13 protein-coding genes and 1 tRNA gene are annotated in these 17,363 nt (G+C 61.8%); 7 read left to right on the forward strand and 7 right to left on the reverse strand.

Annotated elements, in window-relative coordinates:
- The 4 genes from pyrG to AC6FTP_RS19800 form a co-directional block, all read left to right on the forward strand.
- On the forward strand, positions 1–1,413 hold a 1,413-nt coding region (pyrG, locus tag AC6FTP_RS19785; RefSeq protein WP_497208641.1), incomplete at its 5' end, for a CTP synthase.
- Between the two features lie 75 nt (positions 1,414–1,488).
- Positions 1,489–1,908 carry a ketosteroid isomerase-related protein gene (locus tag AC6FTP_RS19790; protein WP_497208642.1) on the forward strand — a complete coding sequence of 140 codons (420 nt, stop codon included), beginning with the start codon at positions 1,489–1,491 and terminating at the stop codon, positions 1,906–1,908.
- A gap of 12 nt (positions 1,909–1,920) precedes the next feature.
- The gene (locus tag AC6FTP_RS19795; protein WP_497208643.1) at positions 1,921–3,213 is read left to right on the forward strand and encodes an MFS transporter; all 1,293 of its coding nucleotides are present in this window, start codon (positions 1,921–1,923) and stop codon (positions 3,211–3,213) included.
- Positions 3,214–4,627: 1,414 nt separating this feature from the next.
- A complete protein-coding gene (locus AC6FTP_RS19800) occupies positions 4,628–8,095 on the forward strand; it encodes an RCC1 domain-containing protein (protein ID WP_497208644.1) in 3,468 nt (1,155 codons plus the stop codon).
- Positions 8,096–8,112: 17 nt separating this feature from the next.
- Here the strand turns inward: AC6FTP_RS19800 and AC6FTP_RS19805 are convergent, their stop codons facing one another.
- The 4 genes from AC6FTP_RS19805 to AC6FTP_RS19820 all read right to left on the reverse strand — a co-directional run bounded on the left by AC6FTP_RS19805 (position 8,113) and on the right by AC6FTP_RS19820 (position 11,088).
- Entirely contained in the window at positions 8,113–9,402 is a 1,290-nt protein-coding gene (locus AC6FTP_RS19805; RefSeq protein ID WP_497208645.1) for an ABC transporter permease, read from the reverse strand.
- A 90-nt stretch (positions 9,403–9,492) separates the two neighbouring features.
- Positions 9,493–9,567: transfer RNA gene (locus AC6FTP_RS19810), tRNA-Val, on the reverse strand.
- 60 nt (positions 9,568–9,627) lie between these two features.
- Positions 9,628–10,545 (reverse strand): ThuA domain-containing protein, encoded by a 918-nt coding sequence (locus tag AC6FTP_RS19815; RefSeq protein WP_497208646.1) that lies wholly within the window; start codon positions 10,543–10,545, stop codon positions 9,628–9,630.
- Positions 10,546–10,611: 66 nt separating this feature from the next.
- Positions 10,612–11,088 carry a hypothetical protein gene (locus AC6FTP_RS19820; RefSeq protein WP_497208647.1) on the reverse strand — a complete coding sequence of 159 codons (477 nt, stop codon included), beginning with the start codon at positions 11,086–11,088 and terminating at the stop codon, positions 10,612–10,614.
- Between the two features lie 154 nt (positions 11,089–11,242).
- Between AC6FTP_RS19820 and AC6FTP_RS19825 the strand changes: the two genes are divergently transcribed.
- Positions 11,243–12,310 (forward strand): alpha/beta hydrolase family protein, encoded by a 1,068-nt coding sequence (locus AC6FTP_RS19825; protein ID WP_497208648.1) that lies wholly within the window; start codon positions 11,243–11,245, stop codon positions 12,308–12,310.
- 42 nt (positions 12,311–12,352) lie between these two features.
- On the forward strand, positions 12,353–13,681 hold the full coding sequence (locus AC6FTP_RS19830; protein WP_497208649.1) for an FtsX-like permease family protein: 1,329 nt from the start codon (positions 12,353–12,355) through the stop codon (positions 13,679–13,681).
- Positions 13,682–13,690: 9 nt separating this feature from the next.
- On the opposite strand, the gene AC6FTP_RS19835 is transcribed toward AC6FTP_RS19830, so the two are convergent.
- Positions 13,691–14,155 carry a hypothetical protein gene (locus AC6FTP_RS19835; protein ID WP_497208650.1) on the reverse strand — a complete coding sequence of 155 codons (465 nt, stop codon included), beginning with the start codon at positions 14,153–14,155 and terminating at the stop codon, positions 13,691–13,693.
- Positions 14,156–14,283: 128 nt separating this feature from the next.
- Here AC6FTP_RS19835 and AC6FTP_RS19840 point away from each other — a divergent pair, with 128 nt between their 5' ends.
- Positions 14,284–14,922 (forward strand): FHA domain-containing protein, encoded by a 639-nt coding sequence (locus AC6FTP_RS19840; protein WP_497208651.1) that lies wholly within the window; start codon positions 14,284–14,286, stop codon positions 14,920–14,922.
- Positions 14,923–14,956: 34 nt separating this feature from the next.
- On the opposite strand, the gene AC6FTP_RS19845 is transcribed toward AC6FTP_RS19840, so the two are convergent.
- Positions 14,957–16,228: a glucuronyl esterase domain-containing protein gene (locus tag AC6FTP_RS19845; RefSeq protein ID WP_497208652.1), complete on the reverse strand. Its 1,272-nt coding sequence runs from the start codon at positions 16,226–16,228 to the stop codon at positions 14,957–14,959.
- Positions 16,229–16,565: 337 nt separating this feature from the next.
- Positions 16,566–17,363, reverse strand: a 798-nt coding sequence (locus AC6FTP_RS19850) for a segregation and condensation protein A (RefSeq protein ID WP_497208653.1), incomplete at its 5' end; no start/stop codon positions are given.

The raw sequence follows: 17,363 nt of genomic DNA on the forward strand, positions 1-17,363 counted from the left end.
GACCTCGGCCATTACGAGCGCTTTACCCACACCAATCTCTCCCGCCTGAACAACCTCACCAGCGGTCAGGTGTACCAGAGTGTGCTGGAAAAAGAGCGCGCCGGGAAATACCAGGGCCGCACCGTTCAGGTCATCCCCCACGTCACCAACGAGATCAAACAGCGCGTCCATGACGTGGCCGAGATCATGGGCGGCGATGTCATCATCACCGAGATCGGCGGCACCGTAGGCGACATTGAGGGCCTCCCCTTCCTCGAAGCCATCCGTCAGTTCGCCATCGAGGCCGGGCGCGACAACGTCCTCTTCATCCACGCCACCCTCGTCCCTTACATCAAAGCCGCCCAGGAGCTGAAGACCAAGCCCACCCAGCAATCCATCGCCAAGCTGCGCGAGATCGGCATCGCCCCGCACATCATCCTCGCCCGCACCGAGCATCCGCTGGATCTCGACGTCCGTGAAAAGATCTCCCTCTTCGGCAACGTCCCCATCGAGCAGGTCGTCGAAGTCCGCGATGTGAAGCACAGCATCTACGAGGTGCCCTTGAAGCTGCACGAAGAGCGCCTCGACGACACCGTCTGCAATCTCCTCCACCTCACCACCCCCCAGCCCGACCTCACCAAGTGGCGGCAGTTCGTCCAGCGCGTCATCCACCCCACCCACCACGTCCGCATCGGCGTCGTCGGCAAATACATCGAGCTCCAGGACGCCTACAAATCCATCTACGAAGCCCTCACCCACGCCGGAGCCTCCAAAGACGCCCGCGTGGACATCGTCCGCGTCGATGCTGAGGCCATCGAAAAAGCCGGCCCGGACATCTACCTCAACGGCCTCCAGGGCATCCTCATCCCCGGCGGCTTTGGCGACCGTGGCACCGAGGGCAAAATCGCCGCCACCCGTTACGCCCGCGAGCAGGGCATCCCCTTCTTTGGCATCTGCCTCGGCATGCAGATCGCCGTCATCGAGTTCGCCCGCGACGTCTGCGGACTGAAGGACGCCACCAGCACCGAGTTTGACAAAGGCACCCCCCATCCCGTCATCAGCATGATGGAGGAGCAGAAAAAAGTGAAGCAGCTCGGCGGCACCATGCGCCTCGGCAACTGGGTCACCGAACTCACCCCCGGCACCAAAGCCCACGAACTCTACGCCAGCGACGTCATCACCGAGCGCCACCGCCACCGCTACGAGGTGAATGACGACTACAAGGACCAGCTCGAAAGCCACGGCATGAAGATCAGCGGCACCTCCCAGAAAGGCGGCCTCACCGAGATGATCGAGCTTCCCGGGCACCCCTTCTTCGTCGCCTGCCAGTTCCATCCCGAGTTCAAGAGCAAGCCCAACGACCCGCACCCCCTCTTCCGCGGCTTCGTCAAAGCCTCCCTCGCCCACCACGGCCTTCCCGAGGTACATTGCTGAGAGGCATTGCAAGCCAAAGGCTCCTCCCCCTCTGCCGCTTGACGCTCCACCGCCCCGCGCCACCCTGCGGGGCCTATGCCAGACCTCCAGACTGCGGCGGAAGACTTGATCCGCACCTACTACGCCACCTTCAATACCGGTGATCGCGAGGCGATGTTGGCCCTGCTCACCGACGATATCGTCCACGACATCAACCAAGGCGGCGCAGAACTCGGGCGCGAGGCCTTCCGCGCCTTCCTCCAGCGCATGGACCGCAGCTACGCCGAGCAAGTGGAGCAGCTCACCGTCTTCGCCAATGCCGACGGCACACGCGGCGCCGCCGAGTTCTACATCCGGGGGCAGTATCTCAGCACCGACGAGGGCCTGCCGCCCGCCACCGGCCAGAGCTACTGGCTCCGCGTCGGCGCGTTCTTCGACCTGCGCGCGGGCCGCGTCGCACGCGTCACGAACTACTACAATCTCCAAGACTGGCTGCGGCAGGTCGGGGCCGCCTGATCACTCACGGGAATGCCGCCGACCACCCAGCTCCAGCACACCCATAAAGACGCCCACAACGTGCGGCGGAACTTCATGTGCCATGTGCTCGAGGGCGGCCTCTACATGGGCGGCACCGCCTTCCTCGCCCCCGAGAGCGTCCTGCCAAAGATGGTCCAGTCCCTCGGCGGCCTGCCCTGGGTCATCGCCATCATGCCCGTGCTGCTCCCCGCCGCCTTCGCCGTCATGGGCCTCTTCATCGCCCCCGTCGTCGAGCAGCTCCCGCGCTTCAAGCCCTGGGTCCTCTTCTTCGGCCTCCTGCAAAGACTGCCCTACCTCATCACCGGCCTCATCCTTCTATTCGTCGAGGACCTCGGCGGCTGGCTCCTCCCCCTCGTCGTCCTCACCCCCCTCCTCTCCGGCCTCATCGGCGGCGTCACCGTCGTCGCCTGGATGGAGATGGTCACCCGCATGGTGCCCGAAAAAGTCCGCGCCGCCGGCTGGTCCGCCCGCTACATCATGCAGGCCATCCTCGGCGTCGGCGCCGGGTTCGTCATTCAGCAGGTCCTCACCCACCTGCCTGGGCGCGAGGGCTACGCCTGGCTCCACCTCTGCGCCTTCGCCCTCCTCTTCCTCTCCTGGCTCGCGCAGATCCCCATGCGCGAGCACCACGGCCATCATCTGCCAGCAAAGCACGCCCCCGTCCCCTACCTCGCCTACCTCCGCAGCCTGCCCGCCCTTTTCGCTAGGCAAAAGCACCTCAAGAAGCTCGTCCTCGCCCGCTTCTTCGGCACCGGCTTCCTCATGCTCGTCTCCTTCCTCACCATCCACGCCCTGCACATCACCGGCAGGCCCGAGGCGGATGAGGGGCACTTCGTCACCTGGCAGGCCGTCGGCACCGTCCTCGGCAGCCTCATCGCTGGTTACGTCGGCTACCACAGCGGGGGGAAAGTGCTCCTCCTCGCCTCACGCCTCATCTGCATGGCCATGTGCGTCTGGGTCATGCTCAATGAAAGCTTCTCAGGCTTCGCCGTCGCCTACTTCGCCCTCGGCTTCGGCCTCTTCATTGATCGCGTGGGCGATCTCACCCTCGCCGCCGAACTCTGCCCCACCGAGCGCCGCTCCACGCTCCAGGCCATGCTCAGCTTCTGCAACGTCTTCTCCCTCCTCCTCGCCAGCTTCATCAGCGGTCAGGTCTATCGCGTCACCCAGTCCTTCGAGGCCGTCGCCTGGCTCGCCGGCGGCTGCGCCATCCTCTCCATGCTCCTCCTCGCCCGCATCCCCGAGCCGAGGAAAGAGCGCCTGATCCAGGGTAACGAAATGTAACCCTTCGCAGGTTGCTTCCTCGGCACCGACTTCGGCAAGGTCAAGAAGGCCACGCTGTAGCCCAGTGACTTTTAGCGCCTGCTTTGGCCGCAAGTCCCCGAAGCGTACCGACCAGATCACCGCCATCCTAGCCACCCTCCGCGCCCTCGGACATCTCGCTGAATGACGAAATCCGAATGACGAAGCCGCGCCCCCGAACAGCGCGAAGCGTCGTGGAGTGTGGCGGCAGTGACGCCGCTTTCGAGCGCAGGACAAACGCCCGCACCACCCCAGCGCCCTAATCGTCGCGCACCCCAGGCTCCCCAAAGCGGTGTGGCGCTCCGCTTCCCACCGCACTCCAAGACGCTGCCGCGACTCCGACAGCCCTGAGAGGCATGATCCAGCCCGCGCCCGAGATGCTGCGTCATCACTTCCGCGCTCCACCAGGCTCTCCCGCACTCACAACGCAAGAGATGGACAACATTTCTCGTGTCGGAGATTCGCTTTCCAGTAGCCTGCTGCCCCTGTCTGGCGTGCCTCTGCCTCTGCCGCAGGCATGTCGCCAGCTTTCTGATGCCAGGGAGCGCAAGACCGTAGCCGGGAATCGGGCATGGGAAGGCCGGGGCTGGCTCCGTGGAACGTGGGGAGGGGCGTCTGGGGTCGGAGAACGTCCCACGGGTCCAGGAGAGGCTCCGGCAGAGGCCGGGCGCGGTTTTTGGAGGTTGCCCCGGCGTTTTTGGGGCATCGGACGCGGGTTCTCCCGTGCGGGACGCTGTCTCTCCTGCGCAGGATTTTCATTCTCTCGTGAGGTGGTGCCGTCTCCTGCGCAGGATTTTCATTCTCCTGCACGGGACGGACGCTCCCTGGCTCAGGAAACCGGACCGGCGCTCCAGACGGCGGTGCTCTGGCACGGGAGAACCGTTCTCCTGCACAAGATTTTCATTTTCCTGCGCGGGAGAATCATTCTCCTGCGCAGGAGTGAGGGCAGGTGCGCCAGACGGACGCTGTCTGGCCCAAGATTTTCATTCTCCTGCACGGGAGGCACGCGCTCCTGCACGGGAGTGGCGCTCTCCACAGCGGGTCGGAATCTCTCTAAACGCTTGGCAATCAATCCTTTTCACCCCTGATGGCCACCTGGAATAACGGCGTCAAAGGGTCCTCTGGGGCACTTTTTATGAGCTGATCCTGAACGGGAAAAGGTGAGATGCACTGAAAGCAGGCGTGGATTTCAGTGAGGCGAAAGTGGAAGCACGGGCTTGAGAAGTGAGCGCCAGTTTCGAGTAATGGGCCTTCGCTTTAGATCGTCGTGGCTAAAACTCATTTTGGCCTGCCCGCAGACACATCCCGGCCAGAAAACCCTGCCAGAGCACCCCAGATTAGCCTTGCCCAAAACCCCCCGATTTCAGACACTGAGCCCACCGCTCACCCCAGCCTGATGCCGAAAGCCTCCCTCCACGCCCGCCTGCGCCGCCTCTCCGCCCACGCACTGCTCGCCTGCGCCGCCCTCGCCGCAGCGCCCCTGCACGCCCAAGGCTTGGAAGCCACCTTCACCACCCCCGCCGACATCCCCGTCACCGCCCCCAGCTACACCGCCAGCGGCGAGGCCACCTTCACCCTCAGCTTCGCCCCCACGCCCGGCACGAACCTCACCGTCATCAAAAACACCGGCCTCCCCTTCATCGAAGGCCAGTTCACCAACCTCCCCAACGGCTCCACCGTCACCCTCACCCACAACGGCACCACCTACCCTTTCATCGCCTGGTATTACGGCGGAGAGGGAAACAATGACCTCGTCCTGCTGTGGCCCTACACGGGACTGGCGACCTGGGGCAAGAACGACTACGGCCAGCTCGGGGATACCACCTTTAGGTTGCGCAGCACTCCGAAGAGCATGCCTCAGCTCGGAGCGCTTCAGGACAAGACCATCGTGCAGGTCGCACGCGGTTACTCTCACAGCCTGGCTTTATGTAGCGACGGCACGGTGGCAGCCTGGGGCGATAATAACTATGGCCAGCTCGGCAACAACAGCGACGTGATGACCCGCGTGCCGGTGGCGGTGAACGTGCAGGCAGGAACAAGTGCGCTGGCTGGCAAGACCGTGGTCTCCGTCGCAGCGGGCCCAAGCTACAGTCTGGCCCTATGCAGTGATGGCATGGTGACGGCCTGGGGCCGGAACCATAGCAATCAACTCGGCGGCGGCCCCTTTGACTCCCGAGTACTGGTGCCGGTAGCCGTGGACACCAGCAGCGAATACAGCGCCTTGGCTGGGAAGAAAGTGGTCGCCATCGCGGCGGGGGGCTACCACGTCTTGGCTTTGTGCAGTGACGGCACGGTCGTGGCCTGGGGCGGTGGCTCCGTAGGCCAAATCGGGGACGGACAGCCTTTCAACCGTTCTACGCCCGTGGCTGTCAAAGTGACGGCAGGGGCAAGCGCACTGGCAGGCAAGACCGTGATCGCGGTGGGAGCAGGGACAGTCCACAGCGTGGCCCTGTGCAGTGACGGCACGCTGGCAGCCTGGGGAGACAACGACTTCGGCCAGCTCGGGAATAACAGCCAGTCGAGAGCCTTTGCGCCAGTGGCAGTCAATGCGCAGACAGGCATCAGCTCATTGTTTGGCAAGACGGTGCTAGGCATCGCGGCAGGCGGCTTCCACAGCCTCGCCCTGTGCAGTGACGGCACGGTGGCAGCCTGGGGTCAGAACAACTCCAGTCAGCTCGGGGACAACAGCACTGTGGACCGCCAGGTGCCGGTGGCAGTCAACGTGGCACCGGGGACGAGCGCGCTCGCGGGCAAAACCGTCAGCGCTGTCGCCGCTGGCCAATCCCACAGCCTGGCCCTTTGCAGTGACGGCACCGTCGCGGCCTGGGGCTTCAATTTCTCTGGCCAGCTCGGGGATAGCAGCACAGTCACCCACCGCCCCGCACCCGTAGCGGTGGATGTGGCGGCTGGGACGAGTGTGCTTGCAGGCAGGCAGGTCACCGCGCTGTCGCTCAGCTCGGTGGCCGAACATAGCATCGTCATCTATGGGAATGGAGCCACGCCCAGTGTGACCCCGAGCCTCACGCTGGCACAGACGATCACCTTTGCCCCACCGGCCTCGGTTTACCTGGGCCAGAGCCCGCTGCTCCTGAGTGCCTATGCCAGCTCAGGACAGACCGTGACGCTGACCGTGCTGCTCGCAGGGAGCACCGCAGCGGGAGCTAGTAATACGGGCAAGACGCTGAGCTTCACCGGCACAGGCACGGTGACGGTGCTGGCGATTCTGGCGGGTGGTGGCAACTATGCCGCTGCAAAGACCGTGGTGAAGACGATCACCGTGAAGGCCAACCCCACCGTGCTGACGCTGGTGAACCTCTCCCAGACCTACACGGGCACGCCCCGCGCGATCAGCACCCTCGGCGGCTCGGGCACGGTGACGGTGGAATACAAGATGGGGACCGCTTTTGGCAACACTGCGCCCACGAATGCGGGCAGCTATCCCGTGCGGGCCACGGACAGCAAGGGCACCAAGACCGGGACACTCGTCATCGCGAAGGCTCCGCTCTATGTCACACCGGCTGATCGGCGGAGGTTCGTCGGCCTGGACAACCCGCCTTTGACGCTAAGCTACAGTGGCTGGGTCAGCGGCGAGTCGGCCAGTCTCGTGACCAAGGCCCCCGTGCTGAAGACGACGGCGACGAAGGCAAGCCCGGGCGGCGTGTATCCCATCACCGCCAGCGGCGGCGTGGTCTCGCCCAACTATACTTTCATCTACAAGAAGGGGGTGCTGGTGGTGGACAGCTTTGTCGGCAGTTACGAGACTCTGCTCACAGACAGCAGCGCTGGCGGGACCGTCGGCAAGCTAACGATCACCGTGTCCGTGGCGAACACGAGCTTCACCGGCAAGCTTTTCTGCAAGGACGAGAAGACCTCGCTCTCGCTGAATGGCCCGCTTGTCACCGACCCCGGTATCGGATCGATCACAGGCAGTGCCAGCGTCACCTCCAGCGGCATCCCCTACGTCGTCAGCATCACCGCCCTGATCAATGGCACCCTCTACGCGAACGTCACTCGCGACGGCAGCGCCTACGCCGACACGAGCACCGGCCACCGATTGCTGGCGGGGCAAACGATCCCCTACAGCGGAGCCCACACCGCCGTGCTGGAGCCAGCGACTCCCGCAGCCAACGACGTGCCCGCAGGCGCAGGCTGGGCCACCGCCGCGATCAGCACGAAGGGAATCATGCCCCTCGCAGGCAGGCTGGGCGATGGCACCACTTTCACCACCTCTCTGTCACCTGATGACGCAAGCGATCCCACCTACCGCCTCTTCGTCCAGCCTTATAAGACCGGGTCCGCTACACGCCTCCAGTCCTATCTTGGCGGAGCCTTCACCCTGCTGCCGCATCCCACGCTGGCCGGTCGCCGCTACCTCGAAGCCGCCGCCCTGACCTGGGCCAAGGCGAGCCTGACGACCGATGCCACCTACAGCGCAGGCTTTGGCCGCGTGAACACCGTGATGATGCTCGACCCCTGGCTACCCCCGGCCACCGGCTTCCCGCTGGCGACACGCCTCGGCTTAGCCAACAGCAGCTTCCAGGTGCTGCACAGCGACACCGGAAGCACCCTGAATGGCAACCTGCCCACCCGCGTCGGCTTGAGCGCCACGAACGCCGTCTCCGTGACCATCCCCGCCGCCAACCTTACCCAGTGGAAGGCCACGCTGGTGCCCGCCACCGGCCTCTTCAGCGGCAGCTTCGAGTTGGCGGACGCGGCCACGAAACTCCGCGTGGTGACCTTTACCGGCGTGCTGCGTCAGCCCGCCACCGCCCCGGATGAGCTGATCGGCGACGGTCACTACCTGCTGCCACCCCTCACCGGCACGGAGAAGACCACCGGCGAGATCATGCTCAAGCGACCCTGAAGGCGGAGGCACCCCCCTCAGTCCCTCAACGCCGCCGCTGGCTCCATGCGTGCGGCGAACCAGGCGGGCAGCCATCCGGCGACGATGCAGAGCAGGATGGAAGTCGTGCAGGTAAGCACGACGTGGCTGACCTCCACATGCGCGGGGATGCTGGAGAGAAAGACTCCCTCCACGGCATGAACCTGCCCGCCGGTGAGGGCGGCCAGCCATTCCCGCAGATCATTGCGCAGCCAGAGCACCACCATGCTGCCGACGAGCCCGATCAGCGTGCCAAGCACGCCGACGACGACGGCCTGTAGGAGAAAGACGGCGACGATCTGACTCTGACTGCTGCCGATGGCGGCCAGCACGCCGATCTCCCGCCGCTTTTGGGTGGTGACGGTGATGGTGGTATTCATCACGGAGAAGGCAGCCACCAGGGCGATGATGGAGAGCACGAACTGCATCATGGTTTGCTCGTTCTTCATGGCGGCGAGACGTCCGGCCTCATCGTCTGACCAAAGTTCCATGCTCCAGCCGGGCAGTGTTTTCACAAAGCCCTGCATGACGGCTGCCGCCCGCTGCGGCTCCGCCAGCTCCAGCGCGATGCCGGTCACCCCCTGCCCGAGCTGGAAGAGCGACTGACCGGTGGTCAATGAAACGTAACCCAGCGCGCCCATGGCATCCGCACGCAGCACGCCGGAGATGCGCAGCTTCTGCGGATGAAGCCGGATCTGATCCTGAAGCGCCTGACGCTTTGCCTCGTCGTCCTCTTCATTGGCATCGGTGTAGCGGCGCACGGCTTCGTTGACGTTCGGACCTGCATACACGCTGACTTCATCCCCGAGATTCAGGCCGAGGTCGCTCAAATGCTGATCGGTGAGCACGATGGTGCCATCCGGGAGATCGAGTGAGCCTACCAAAAGGTGCGGTGTCAGTTTGCGCAGATGGCTGGGAGCCTCTGCCGGGGGGATGCCGAAGACTTGTGCCCTGGTTTGCAGCTCGCCATTCGCCACATACAACATGCCTCCGGCGAAGGGTGTGGCCGAAAGCACGCCGGGCTGTTTTTTTGCCAGAGGCAGCACGCCCGGCCAGTCAGGCCCGCCGGGAGACTGCCCCGCCTCCTGGCGCAGCAGGACATGGGGCTTGGAGCCCATCAGCGTCTCGCGGAAGTCCGCCTCGAATCCCACCATCACCGCACGCACGACGATCATCATGAGAACTCCCACGGCCACGCCAAGGATGGAGACCAGGGTGATGACCGAGACAAAGGAGCGACGCGGCTTCAGGTAGCGGAGGGCGAGGAAAAACGGAGCCTGGGAGAGCATGGTCGTTCATCATGCCGCCCACAGGTCATCTGCCAATCTGAAAAGCAGTCCTCGGCCTCTCGAAATCCATCCTTCTTGAATGTTGAAGGATGGTGCGCGGTACAGGGTTCGAACCTGTGACCCCTACCATGTCAAGGTAATGCTCTACCACTGAGCTAACCGCGCGGGTCGTTTGAGGGCCGATGTCTTACTCGCCGTAGAGGTGGGAGCAACTTGTTTTTTGCCTCACTTTGCAGGCTTGGGTGCGGGTGGCTGCTGCTTCGGATAACCTTCGAGCGAAATGACGGATGTTTTTGCCTCTGTGGGGAAGTCGGCAGGCACTTCCGCAGTCACCTTCACATCACCCGTGGCCGCCCACTCGGTGCCGCGCTGCATGATCTCATAGAAGCCGCGATCCAGCATGGAGTAGTCGGCATGGCCGAGGGTGGTGTGGAAGACACGACCTTTGCCATAGTTGATGACCATGAGATTCGGCTCCTGCTCGGAAGTCAGGTCGGACTTGGCCGTGGAAAGGATCTCGATGTTCTCGGATGGACCGCGGAGGCGGCTGTAAAGCTCGTCCTTGCAATGGAGCCAGCGCTTGGGCAGGCCGCGCGTGATCGGGTGATCAGTGTTCTGAATCTCCACGATGAATTCATGCTGCGGGCCATGGGCGCCACCATTGCCCTTGCTTGTGTCACGGAAGAGTTTGCCGTCTTTCACATACAGCCACGGGCCGGAGCCTTCATTGCGTCCGCCCCAGCCACCGACGCCGATCATCTGATTGTATTCCTTCCAATCAGGGAAGGAATTGTTCGCGGCATGGACAGAGACAAAGCCGCCGCCAGCCTTCACGTAGGCATCAAATTCTGCGCGCACGGCCTCGGGCCAGGGCTCGCCATTGTAATTGCTGACCACAGCGGAGAAGTCGCTGAACTTCGGATGCCATCCGCTCCAGGCAGCGGCAGGGGCTCCTTTTGGCGGAGTCGTGCTGACTTCGACTCGAAATGCGCCACTACCCTCCAGCGCATCTTTGAGCACAGGCGTGGTGATGTCCCACTTGTGATTGTTTTGTCCGTCAATGATCAGGACTTTCAGAGGCTCCGCCGCATGAGCGACGAAAGCGAAGATGGAGACAGCGAGGGTGAGCGAGGTGGAGCGCATGACCGCCGTTTTAGCGAAGTCAGAAGCGGCCCGCAAGGATCAAAAGATCCCTGGCTCCAAAGCAGTTCACCGGATGATCGGGCTCAGCAAAAAGCCGTCGCGGCTCAAAACAGGAGCAGGCTGCTGGCGTGTCGCCTGCACATTCGAGGAACGCGGACGCGCTGGAAGACGATTGGAAGCAGGCCAGCGGCGCTGACGTGAGCGGCTGAACGTGCGATCCATCGTGCGAAGCACTTGGACAAAGAGCACCATGACCGCCGAATTCACCACACTCGCCAGGAAGAGCAGACCGTAGGTCGTCAGTTTCTGAGAAACCACGGGCAGCCAGACTGCGGCCTCTTCCATGAAGCGAGCGAAGAACGAGCCCTGGCCGGAGCTTTGAGCTGAACCGAGTTCGAGGAGGAAGAGGGCTCCACCACAAATACCGATCAGAGCGAGAGTAAAGAAAGCGTAATCAAACCAGTGGATGCGCATGCGTGAGGCACGGCGTGCTGGAAAAGCTGGAGCTTCCAGAAAAAACGTGGGTGCTTGAGAAAGAGTCATGGCGATTAGTTATGGAGATACCGGTTTCTACGCGATCTTCCAAGTTTATATTTAACAAAACCGTAACTATTTATGCGCTCATTAGAACACTATCAGTTACTCTCTTTTGAGTGTTATCTGGACATATTTCGCCGCCTCGACCTACTCTGAGCCGATGCGTGCCCACCCTTTCCTGACCATTGCAGCGCTCACGGTTCATGCCACCGAGCCCAACACAACTCCGCCGGCGGAATGGGCGGATCAAAAGGGCGATTATCGATCCCCCTTGCTCACGAAAGACGGCCATCTGATCAAAACAACCGCCGATTGGCAGGAACGCCGTGCCGAGATTTCAGCCGACTGGCTCCGCATCATGGGCGCATGGCCTCCGGTGCTGGAAAAGCCCGCCCTCGAAGTCCTCGAATCCAAGCCACGCGAGAACTTCACCCAGCAGCGCGTGCGGGTACAGATCGCCCCAGATCAGCACACGGAGGGCTATCTGCTCCTGCCCGAAGGCAAAGGCCCCTTCCCTGCTGTCTTCGTGCCCTATTATGATCCCGAGACCAGCGCGGGCCTGAGCGAAAAACCCCTGCGAGACTTCGCGTATCAGCTCACCAAGCGCGGCTTCGTGAGCCTCAGCATTGGCTCTCCCGGTGGCGATGCGCGCAAGCCTGTGCTCAGCGCAGGTGCGAAATGCCAGCCGCTGAGCTACCTCGGCTACATCTCAGCGAATGCCTGGCAGGCGCTCGCAAATCTGCCGCAGGTGGACTCAAAGCGCATTGGCATCGTCGGCCATTCTTATGGCGGAAAGTGGAGCATGTTCGGCGCGTGCCTTTGGGACAAATATGCCTGCGCTGCGTGGTCGGATCCTGGCATCGTCTTTGATGAAACACGCGGCAGCATCAACTACCAGGACCCCTGGTATCTCGGGCTCGACCCAACGTTAACGCGCAAGCCGGGCCTCGTCTCAGCTGAAAGCCCACGCACAGGAGCCTACAAAACACTTATCGAACAAGGCCACGACCTCGTCGAGTTTCAGGCCCTCATGGCCCCGCGCCCCTTTCTCGTCTCCGGCGGCGCTGAAGATCCACCCAAACGATGGACCGTGCTCAATCACATCCGTGCCGTGTATCAACTCTTCGGCCACACAGACCGTGTGGCCATGACCAACCGCGAGAAGCATGATCCCAACGAAGAATCCAATGCCGCGATCTATGCATTTTTTGAGCGCTGGCTGAAGTAATCACTGGTCACTGCCAACCGCCCACGGCTTACTCAACTGCCGATGCCATCCAGCGCTACCCTTTTTCTCGCCCTTCGCTACCTGCGCCCGAAGCGCTCGTTCGTTTCCATCATCACGCTCATTTCGATTGTCGGCGTCACGCTCGGCGTCGGCGTGCTCGTCGTCGTCATGTCCGTCTTCAAAGGCTGGCAGGTCGAGTTTAAAAAGCTCCTCCTCGGCTTCGAGCCGCACATCGTCCTCATGCAGGACGCAAGGCCTGCGGGCGAACTTCCCGAAGGTGCGCCGCCCATTCAGCGTTCGAACTGGCGCGATGTTCAGAAGCTCATCCTCCAGCAGCCCGGCGTCATCTCCGCCACGCCCATGGCCGAGGGCATCGCAGCCATTCGATTTGGCAAAAGTGACCCCGAAGGCGTGGAGCTCCTCGGTCTCAAAGACGGTGCAGACAACGCCCTGCTCACCAAGCTCGACCGCCATCGCATCGCGGGCACCTTTGACCTGAAGAGTGACCACATCATCATCACTGACCGACTCGCCAAAAAGCTCAAAGTCAAAGTCGGCGATGTACTCTCCGTCCTCGCTGGCGACACCATCCGCCAGATGATCCGCGATCTCCGCGCTGCCGAAGAGGAAAAAGATCCCACCAAGGCCAAGGCCGTGCGTGATGAAATCGTCATCGTGCCCCAGGAACTCACCGTCACCGCCATCCTGCGGGCTGACACCGCTGGCGAACGCTGCTACACACCGATCCACATCGCCCAGGAGCTTTTCAATCTCGAAGGTGATGTCAGCGGCATCGAAGTCGAACTCAGTGATCCCGATCTGGCCGATCGCCTCGCTAACTCGTGGATGAACTCGGAGGTTCTGCCCATCGACTGGCGACCACGCACCTGGACGGACATTCACGGCTACATGCTTCAGACCGTGGAGAATCAAAAGTCCCTGCTCTACTTCCTGCTCTTCTTCATCATCCTCGTCGCCGCCTTCTGCGTGATGAACACCACAATCACCGTCACCACGCAAAAGCGGAAGGAGATCGGCATCCTCACCGCACTCGGTGCACGTGCCGGGCAGATCATCGGCATCTTCCTCACGCAGGCTGGCATCGTCGCCATGCTGGGTGTCCTCACCGGCCTCGCCAGCGGCTTCACGGTTCTCTATTTCCGCAATGATCTGCGCGAATTCATCGCCGCACGCACCGGGCGGGACTTCTTCCCGCAGGACATCTATTTCCTCAACGAGATCCCCGCTCAGATCGAGGCGGCTGATCTCACCTCCATCTGCGCTCTCGCCATCGTCCTTTGTGTCCTCGCCGCACTCATCCCCGCATGGTTCGCTGCGCGGGTCGATCCCGCCGTCGCCCTGCGCGAGTAAGTCAGAGGCTCATTTGTAACCCGTCACGATCGCGCAGGCCGTGTCCTTCTGCTTGCCATCCTGTTCCAGACGGATCGTCGTCACATAGATGCCCGTCTTTTGGGGTTTGAAAAACAGCAGGAAGCCCCAGCCATCCAGCACCGGCTGGATCTCGCCGACTGGATTGCCTTGGAAATCCAGCACCGCACCCGTCACGCGGATACCTGACTTCTTCGGCACTGCCACGCCGATGCAGTACTCGTGCCCTTTAAAAAGCTGCATCTTCACCGCCTTGCCGATGTCCTTGCTCAGATCACCCACCCAGGCCTCAGAGCGGAAGACATAGCCGCCAAGCTTCTCCTGATCGCGCGCAAGAGCCTGCGCCGCCGCCTCAGCTTCTTCACGCTGATCCGCCATCGCCGGGGCAATGAGGCCCAGCGATAACGCTACAAAACACAACTGACGGCAAAACTGGCGGAGAGTGGCATGAAACATGGTGGTGAACTTACGCAAAGAATCAACGGATGCGAACATAGATATTGCACGCCGTCAAACCCAAGCCTCATTTAGAACCACCGGTGGCTGTTCCCCGCCATCACTCACTCCCCCCAAGTTTCCGACTTATGGCCACGCTCGTTTTTCATCTGGATGAAGGCACCTCAATGACGCACTCCCTGGAGTCCGGCACCACCACCATTGGCAGGCACCCAGACAGCATCATTGTCCTCGACTGCCCCTCCGTCTCAGGTCATCACGCCATCATCGAGATGCAGGACGACACGTGCCTCGTGATCGATCAGCAGTCCAGCAACGGCACACGAGTCAACTCAGCCGCCATCGAAGAAGCCCACCTCAAAGATGGCGACCGCGTGGCATTTGGCGACATTCAGGCCGTCTTTTATCAGGGCGATGCCCCAGCCGACGGTGAAGTCGAAGCCCAAGCCGTCGCTGCAGCGGTCCCCACCATCTTCGTCCCACCGCCTGAAATCCCCCAGGACAGCGCGCCGCCACCCCGCCCCGCCGACTACCGCAAGGTCAACAAAGCTCCCGCCAAACCCAGGTCCGTCCGGCGCGTCAGCGGCTATCCCGATACCAGTGAAAGCGGCTGCCTTACCGCCATCATTGTCATGGCCCTGTTTCTCATCGCCTTCGCCGTCGGCCTCTCCATGCGTCATTACAAGGAAACCGATGGCGGTAACTTTTTCTCTGATGTGATCAGCAAAATAGGCAAGCAAGTGCCGAAGATCAAAATCGAGCAGTGACCCGGTCCAGGCAGATTCAGGAAAGCCCTTCCGGTCACTTGACCAGATGCCGTTTCACGAACTTCAGATACTGCTCCCAGTCGTAGTTCGTCACATCGTGCTTACCTGTGCGCATGTGATAGGCGATGGCATCGCCGACGGGTGAGTCAATGGCTGGGTGCTCCGTGACACCATAGCCTTTCCTCCCAAAAAGGGCATAGACCGGCTCGGCATTCAGACCGGAGAGGAATTCTCCTTTTGGATCAGCCCATTGATCTTCCACCGCACTGGCGATGTAAACCGAACGCGGCGCAGCCAGCGCGATGAGCATGTGATGGTCTATCGGACACGCAGCGGCATTGCCAGCATAGCTCGCATAAGTTTTCGTGAACCAATGCGGAAATGCCTTGGTGATAATTGCCGTCGTCTCACCGAAGTTACGGCGCATGATAGCAGCTCCGCCTTCACCGGAATTGTTTGAGATCACCACCCCGAAACGCTGATCCTGCGCCCCTGCCCAAAGGGACGTCTTCCCGAGACGAGAGTGACCGATCACCGCCAGTTGCTTTGCGTTCACCTCGGCATCGCTTTCCAGGTAGTCGGCGATGCGGCTCAGCCCCCAGGCCCAAGCACCGATGGCCCCCCAATGACCTTCTTTCCATTCAGTCGCAGCGCCGTCCTTGCTCAGCACCGCGCGCAGACCTTCCTTCCAACCGTCGGCATGATCGGGCTCGATGTCACCATAGTAGTAAGTCGCCACCGCACAGCCCTGCGCGATGATCGTCTCCAGCGGCCAGCGGCTGGCTTCATTGCCTCGGCTGGCTTCCGTTGCGCGATTATCGACAATGCTGTTCTCCTTGTTCGGGCGCATCCATCGGGTGGAGAGCGGCACATCCTTCTCCAAGCTTACTGCATGATTGCCACCAAAGCTCGGCCCCACAAAGCAGGGCGCGGGTTTACCCAGACCGTTCGGCGTATAAAGCATCACCTCCATACCCTTCCATGTCGGATGCTCGGGTAGCGAGATATGGATGAACTTCCGCGTGGCCTTGCCACCCAACGCGTCCCTCTTCACCTCCGTCACCTTGAAGTCCACCCTGCCCCAAGTCGCAGGCGCAGGCGTCCTGCCATACACATGCTGCTCAAAGAGAGCCAGCACCTCCGGGCGGCGTAGCCCCGTCCACTCATCCGCCGTCGTCACCGGCTTGCCATCCGCTGTCCTCAGCAATTCAGGCAGCGAGTAGGGCACGATCTTCGATTCATCATAGTTGGCGGTCTTTTGCTGTGCTTCAGCAAAGTCTTCGCCGAGGAGGAGGGCTGTGGTCATCAGGACTGGGAGAAAGGTTCGGGACATGGCGAAGATTCAAACGAAGTCTGTCTCCAAGATCAATCCCACACTTATCTCCTCCTTCATACTTAACCGTAACCATGCAGTAAGACGAAAAATGGGGCGATTGGGGAGGTTCAATCGCAGGCAAACGGCAGCTTGGGGCTGACTGCATTGCCTTTGGGATACCAAAGCCGCTCCCAGCATGGCTGCTGGCCCCTTGGGCACGGCGAGCAGCGAATGCGGAGTGACGCCAAGCCACTGCTGTGGCAGAAGAATCTCAGCAGGCTCCGGTTCCGCCCAATGACAGTGCTCCGAACGCTGAAAGCGTGCTCGATTAACCGCCGAAGTCGAGCGGCTTGGCGGCTTCGTTGATGGTAGGGCGCACGACGATGATCTCGCCGAGCATGTCCGCCTGCTCCACTTGGAGGTGGTTCAGCTTCATCAGTTCCAGCATGGCCAGAAAGGTCACGATCACCTCCACGCGGCTCGCGGCATCGCTGAAGAGCGTTTCGAAGCGCACCCTTCCGCCAAGCGGGATGGCATCCAGCAGGTGCTCGATCTTGTCGGCGACGGTGAAGCGGTCGCTGACGATCTCGCGGATGTCGGTCGTGTTTTCGAAGCGCTTCAGCACGCGCTGAAAGGCGCGGATGAGGTCAAAAATGCCCACGCCAGCCACCGTCATGATGGGGGCTTCGAGGTCCAGCGGTTCGGGACTCGTGGCGAAGAACTCGTCGCCCTTCACTTCCTGGATGCCGAGAAACTGCGCGGCGTCCTTGAATTTCTTGTATTCGACGAGCTGGCGGATCAGTTCCCAGCGCGGGTCTTCCTCATCAGCGTCCTCTTCCGGCGGCTGCTGCGCCTGCGGAAGCAGCTCGCGGCTTTTCAGATACATCAGATTGGCCGCCATGACGATGAACTCGCTGGCCAGCTCCACATTCAGCATTTTGAAGGTGTTGATGTAGTCGAGGTACTGCTTCGTGATGCGCCCGATCGACACGTCATAGATGTCGATCTCATCCTTTTTGATGAGATAAAGAAGGAGGTCGAGGGGGCCCTCGAAAATCTCCAGTTTCACTTTGTAATCCTTGTCGTCCACCCGCCGAGCTAGACCGGGATGAAGGGTGAAGCGAGA

Source organism: Prosthecobacter sp., assembly GCF_044378005.1.
In the GTDB taxonomy this organism is placed as follows: Bacteria; Verrucomicrobiota; Verrucomicrobiia; order Verrucomicrobiales; family Verrucomicrobiaceae; genus Prosthecobacter.

Coding starts and splice junctions, on each gene's coding strand:
- AC6FTP_RS19830 (WP_497208649.1), top strand. CDS start 12,353: ATGCCATCCAGCGCTACCCTTTTTCTCGCCCTTCGCTACCTGCGCCCG.
- AC6FTP_RS19795 (WP_497208643.1), top strand. CDS start 1,921: ATGCCGCCGACCACCCAGCTCCAGCACACCCATAAAGACGCCCACAAC.
- AC6FTP_RS19820 (WP_497208647.1), bottom strand. CDS start 11,088: ATGACTCTTTCTCAAGCACCCACGTTTTTTCTGGAAGCTCCAGCTTTT.
- AC6FTP_RS19790 (WP_497208642.1), top strand. CDS start 1,489: ATGCCAGACCTCCAGACTGCGGCGGAAGACTTGATCCGCACCTACTAC.
- AC6FTP_RS19800 (WP_497208644.1), top strand. CDS start 4,628: ATGCCGAAAGCCTCCCTCCACGCCCGCCTGCGCCGCCTCTCCGCCCAC.
- AC6FTP_RS19835 (WP_497208650.1), bottom strand. CDS start 14,155: ATGTTTCATGCCACTCTCCGCCAGTTTTGCCGTCAGTTGTGTTTTGTA.
- AC6FTP_RS19805 (WP_497208645.1), bottom strand. CDS start 9,402: ATGCTCTCCCAGGCTCCGTTTTTCCTCGCCCTCCGCTACCTGAAGCCG.
- AC6FTP_RS19845 (WP_497208652.1), bottom strand. CDS start 16,228: ATGACCACAGCCCTCCTCCTCGGCGAAGACTTTGCTGAAGCACAGCAA.
- AC6FTP_RS19815 (WP_497208646.1), bottom strand. CDS start 10,545: ATGCGCTCCACCTCGCTCACCCTCGCTGTCTCCATCTTCGCTTTCGTC.
- AC6FTP_RS19840 (WP_497208651.1), top strand. CDS start 14,284: ATGGCCACGCTCGTTTTTCATCTGGATGAAGGCACCTCAATGACGCAC.
- AC6FTP_RS19825 (WP_497208648.1), top strand. CDS start 11,243: ATGCGTGCCCACCCTTTCCTGACCATTGCAGCGCTCACGGTTCATGCC.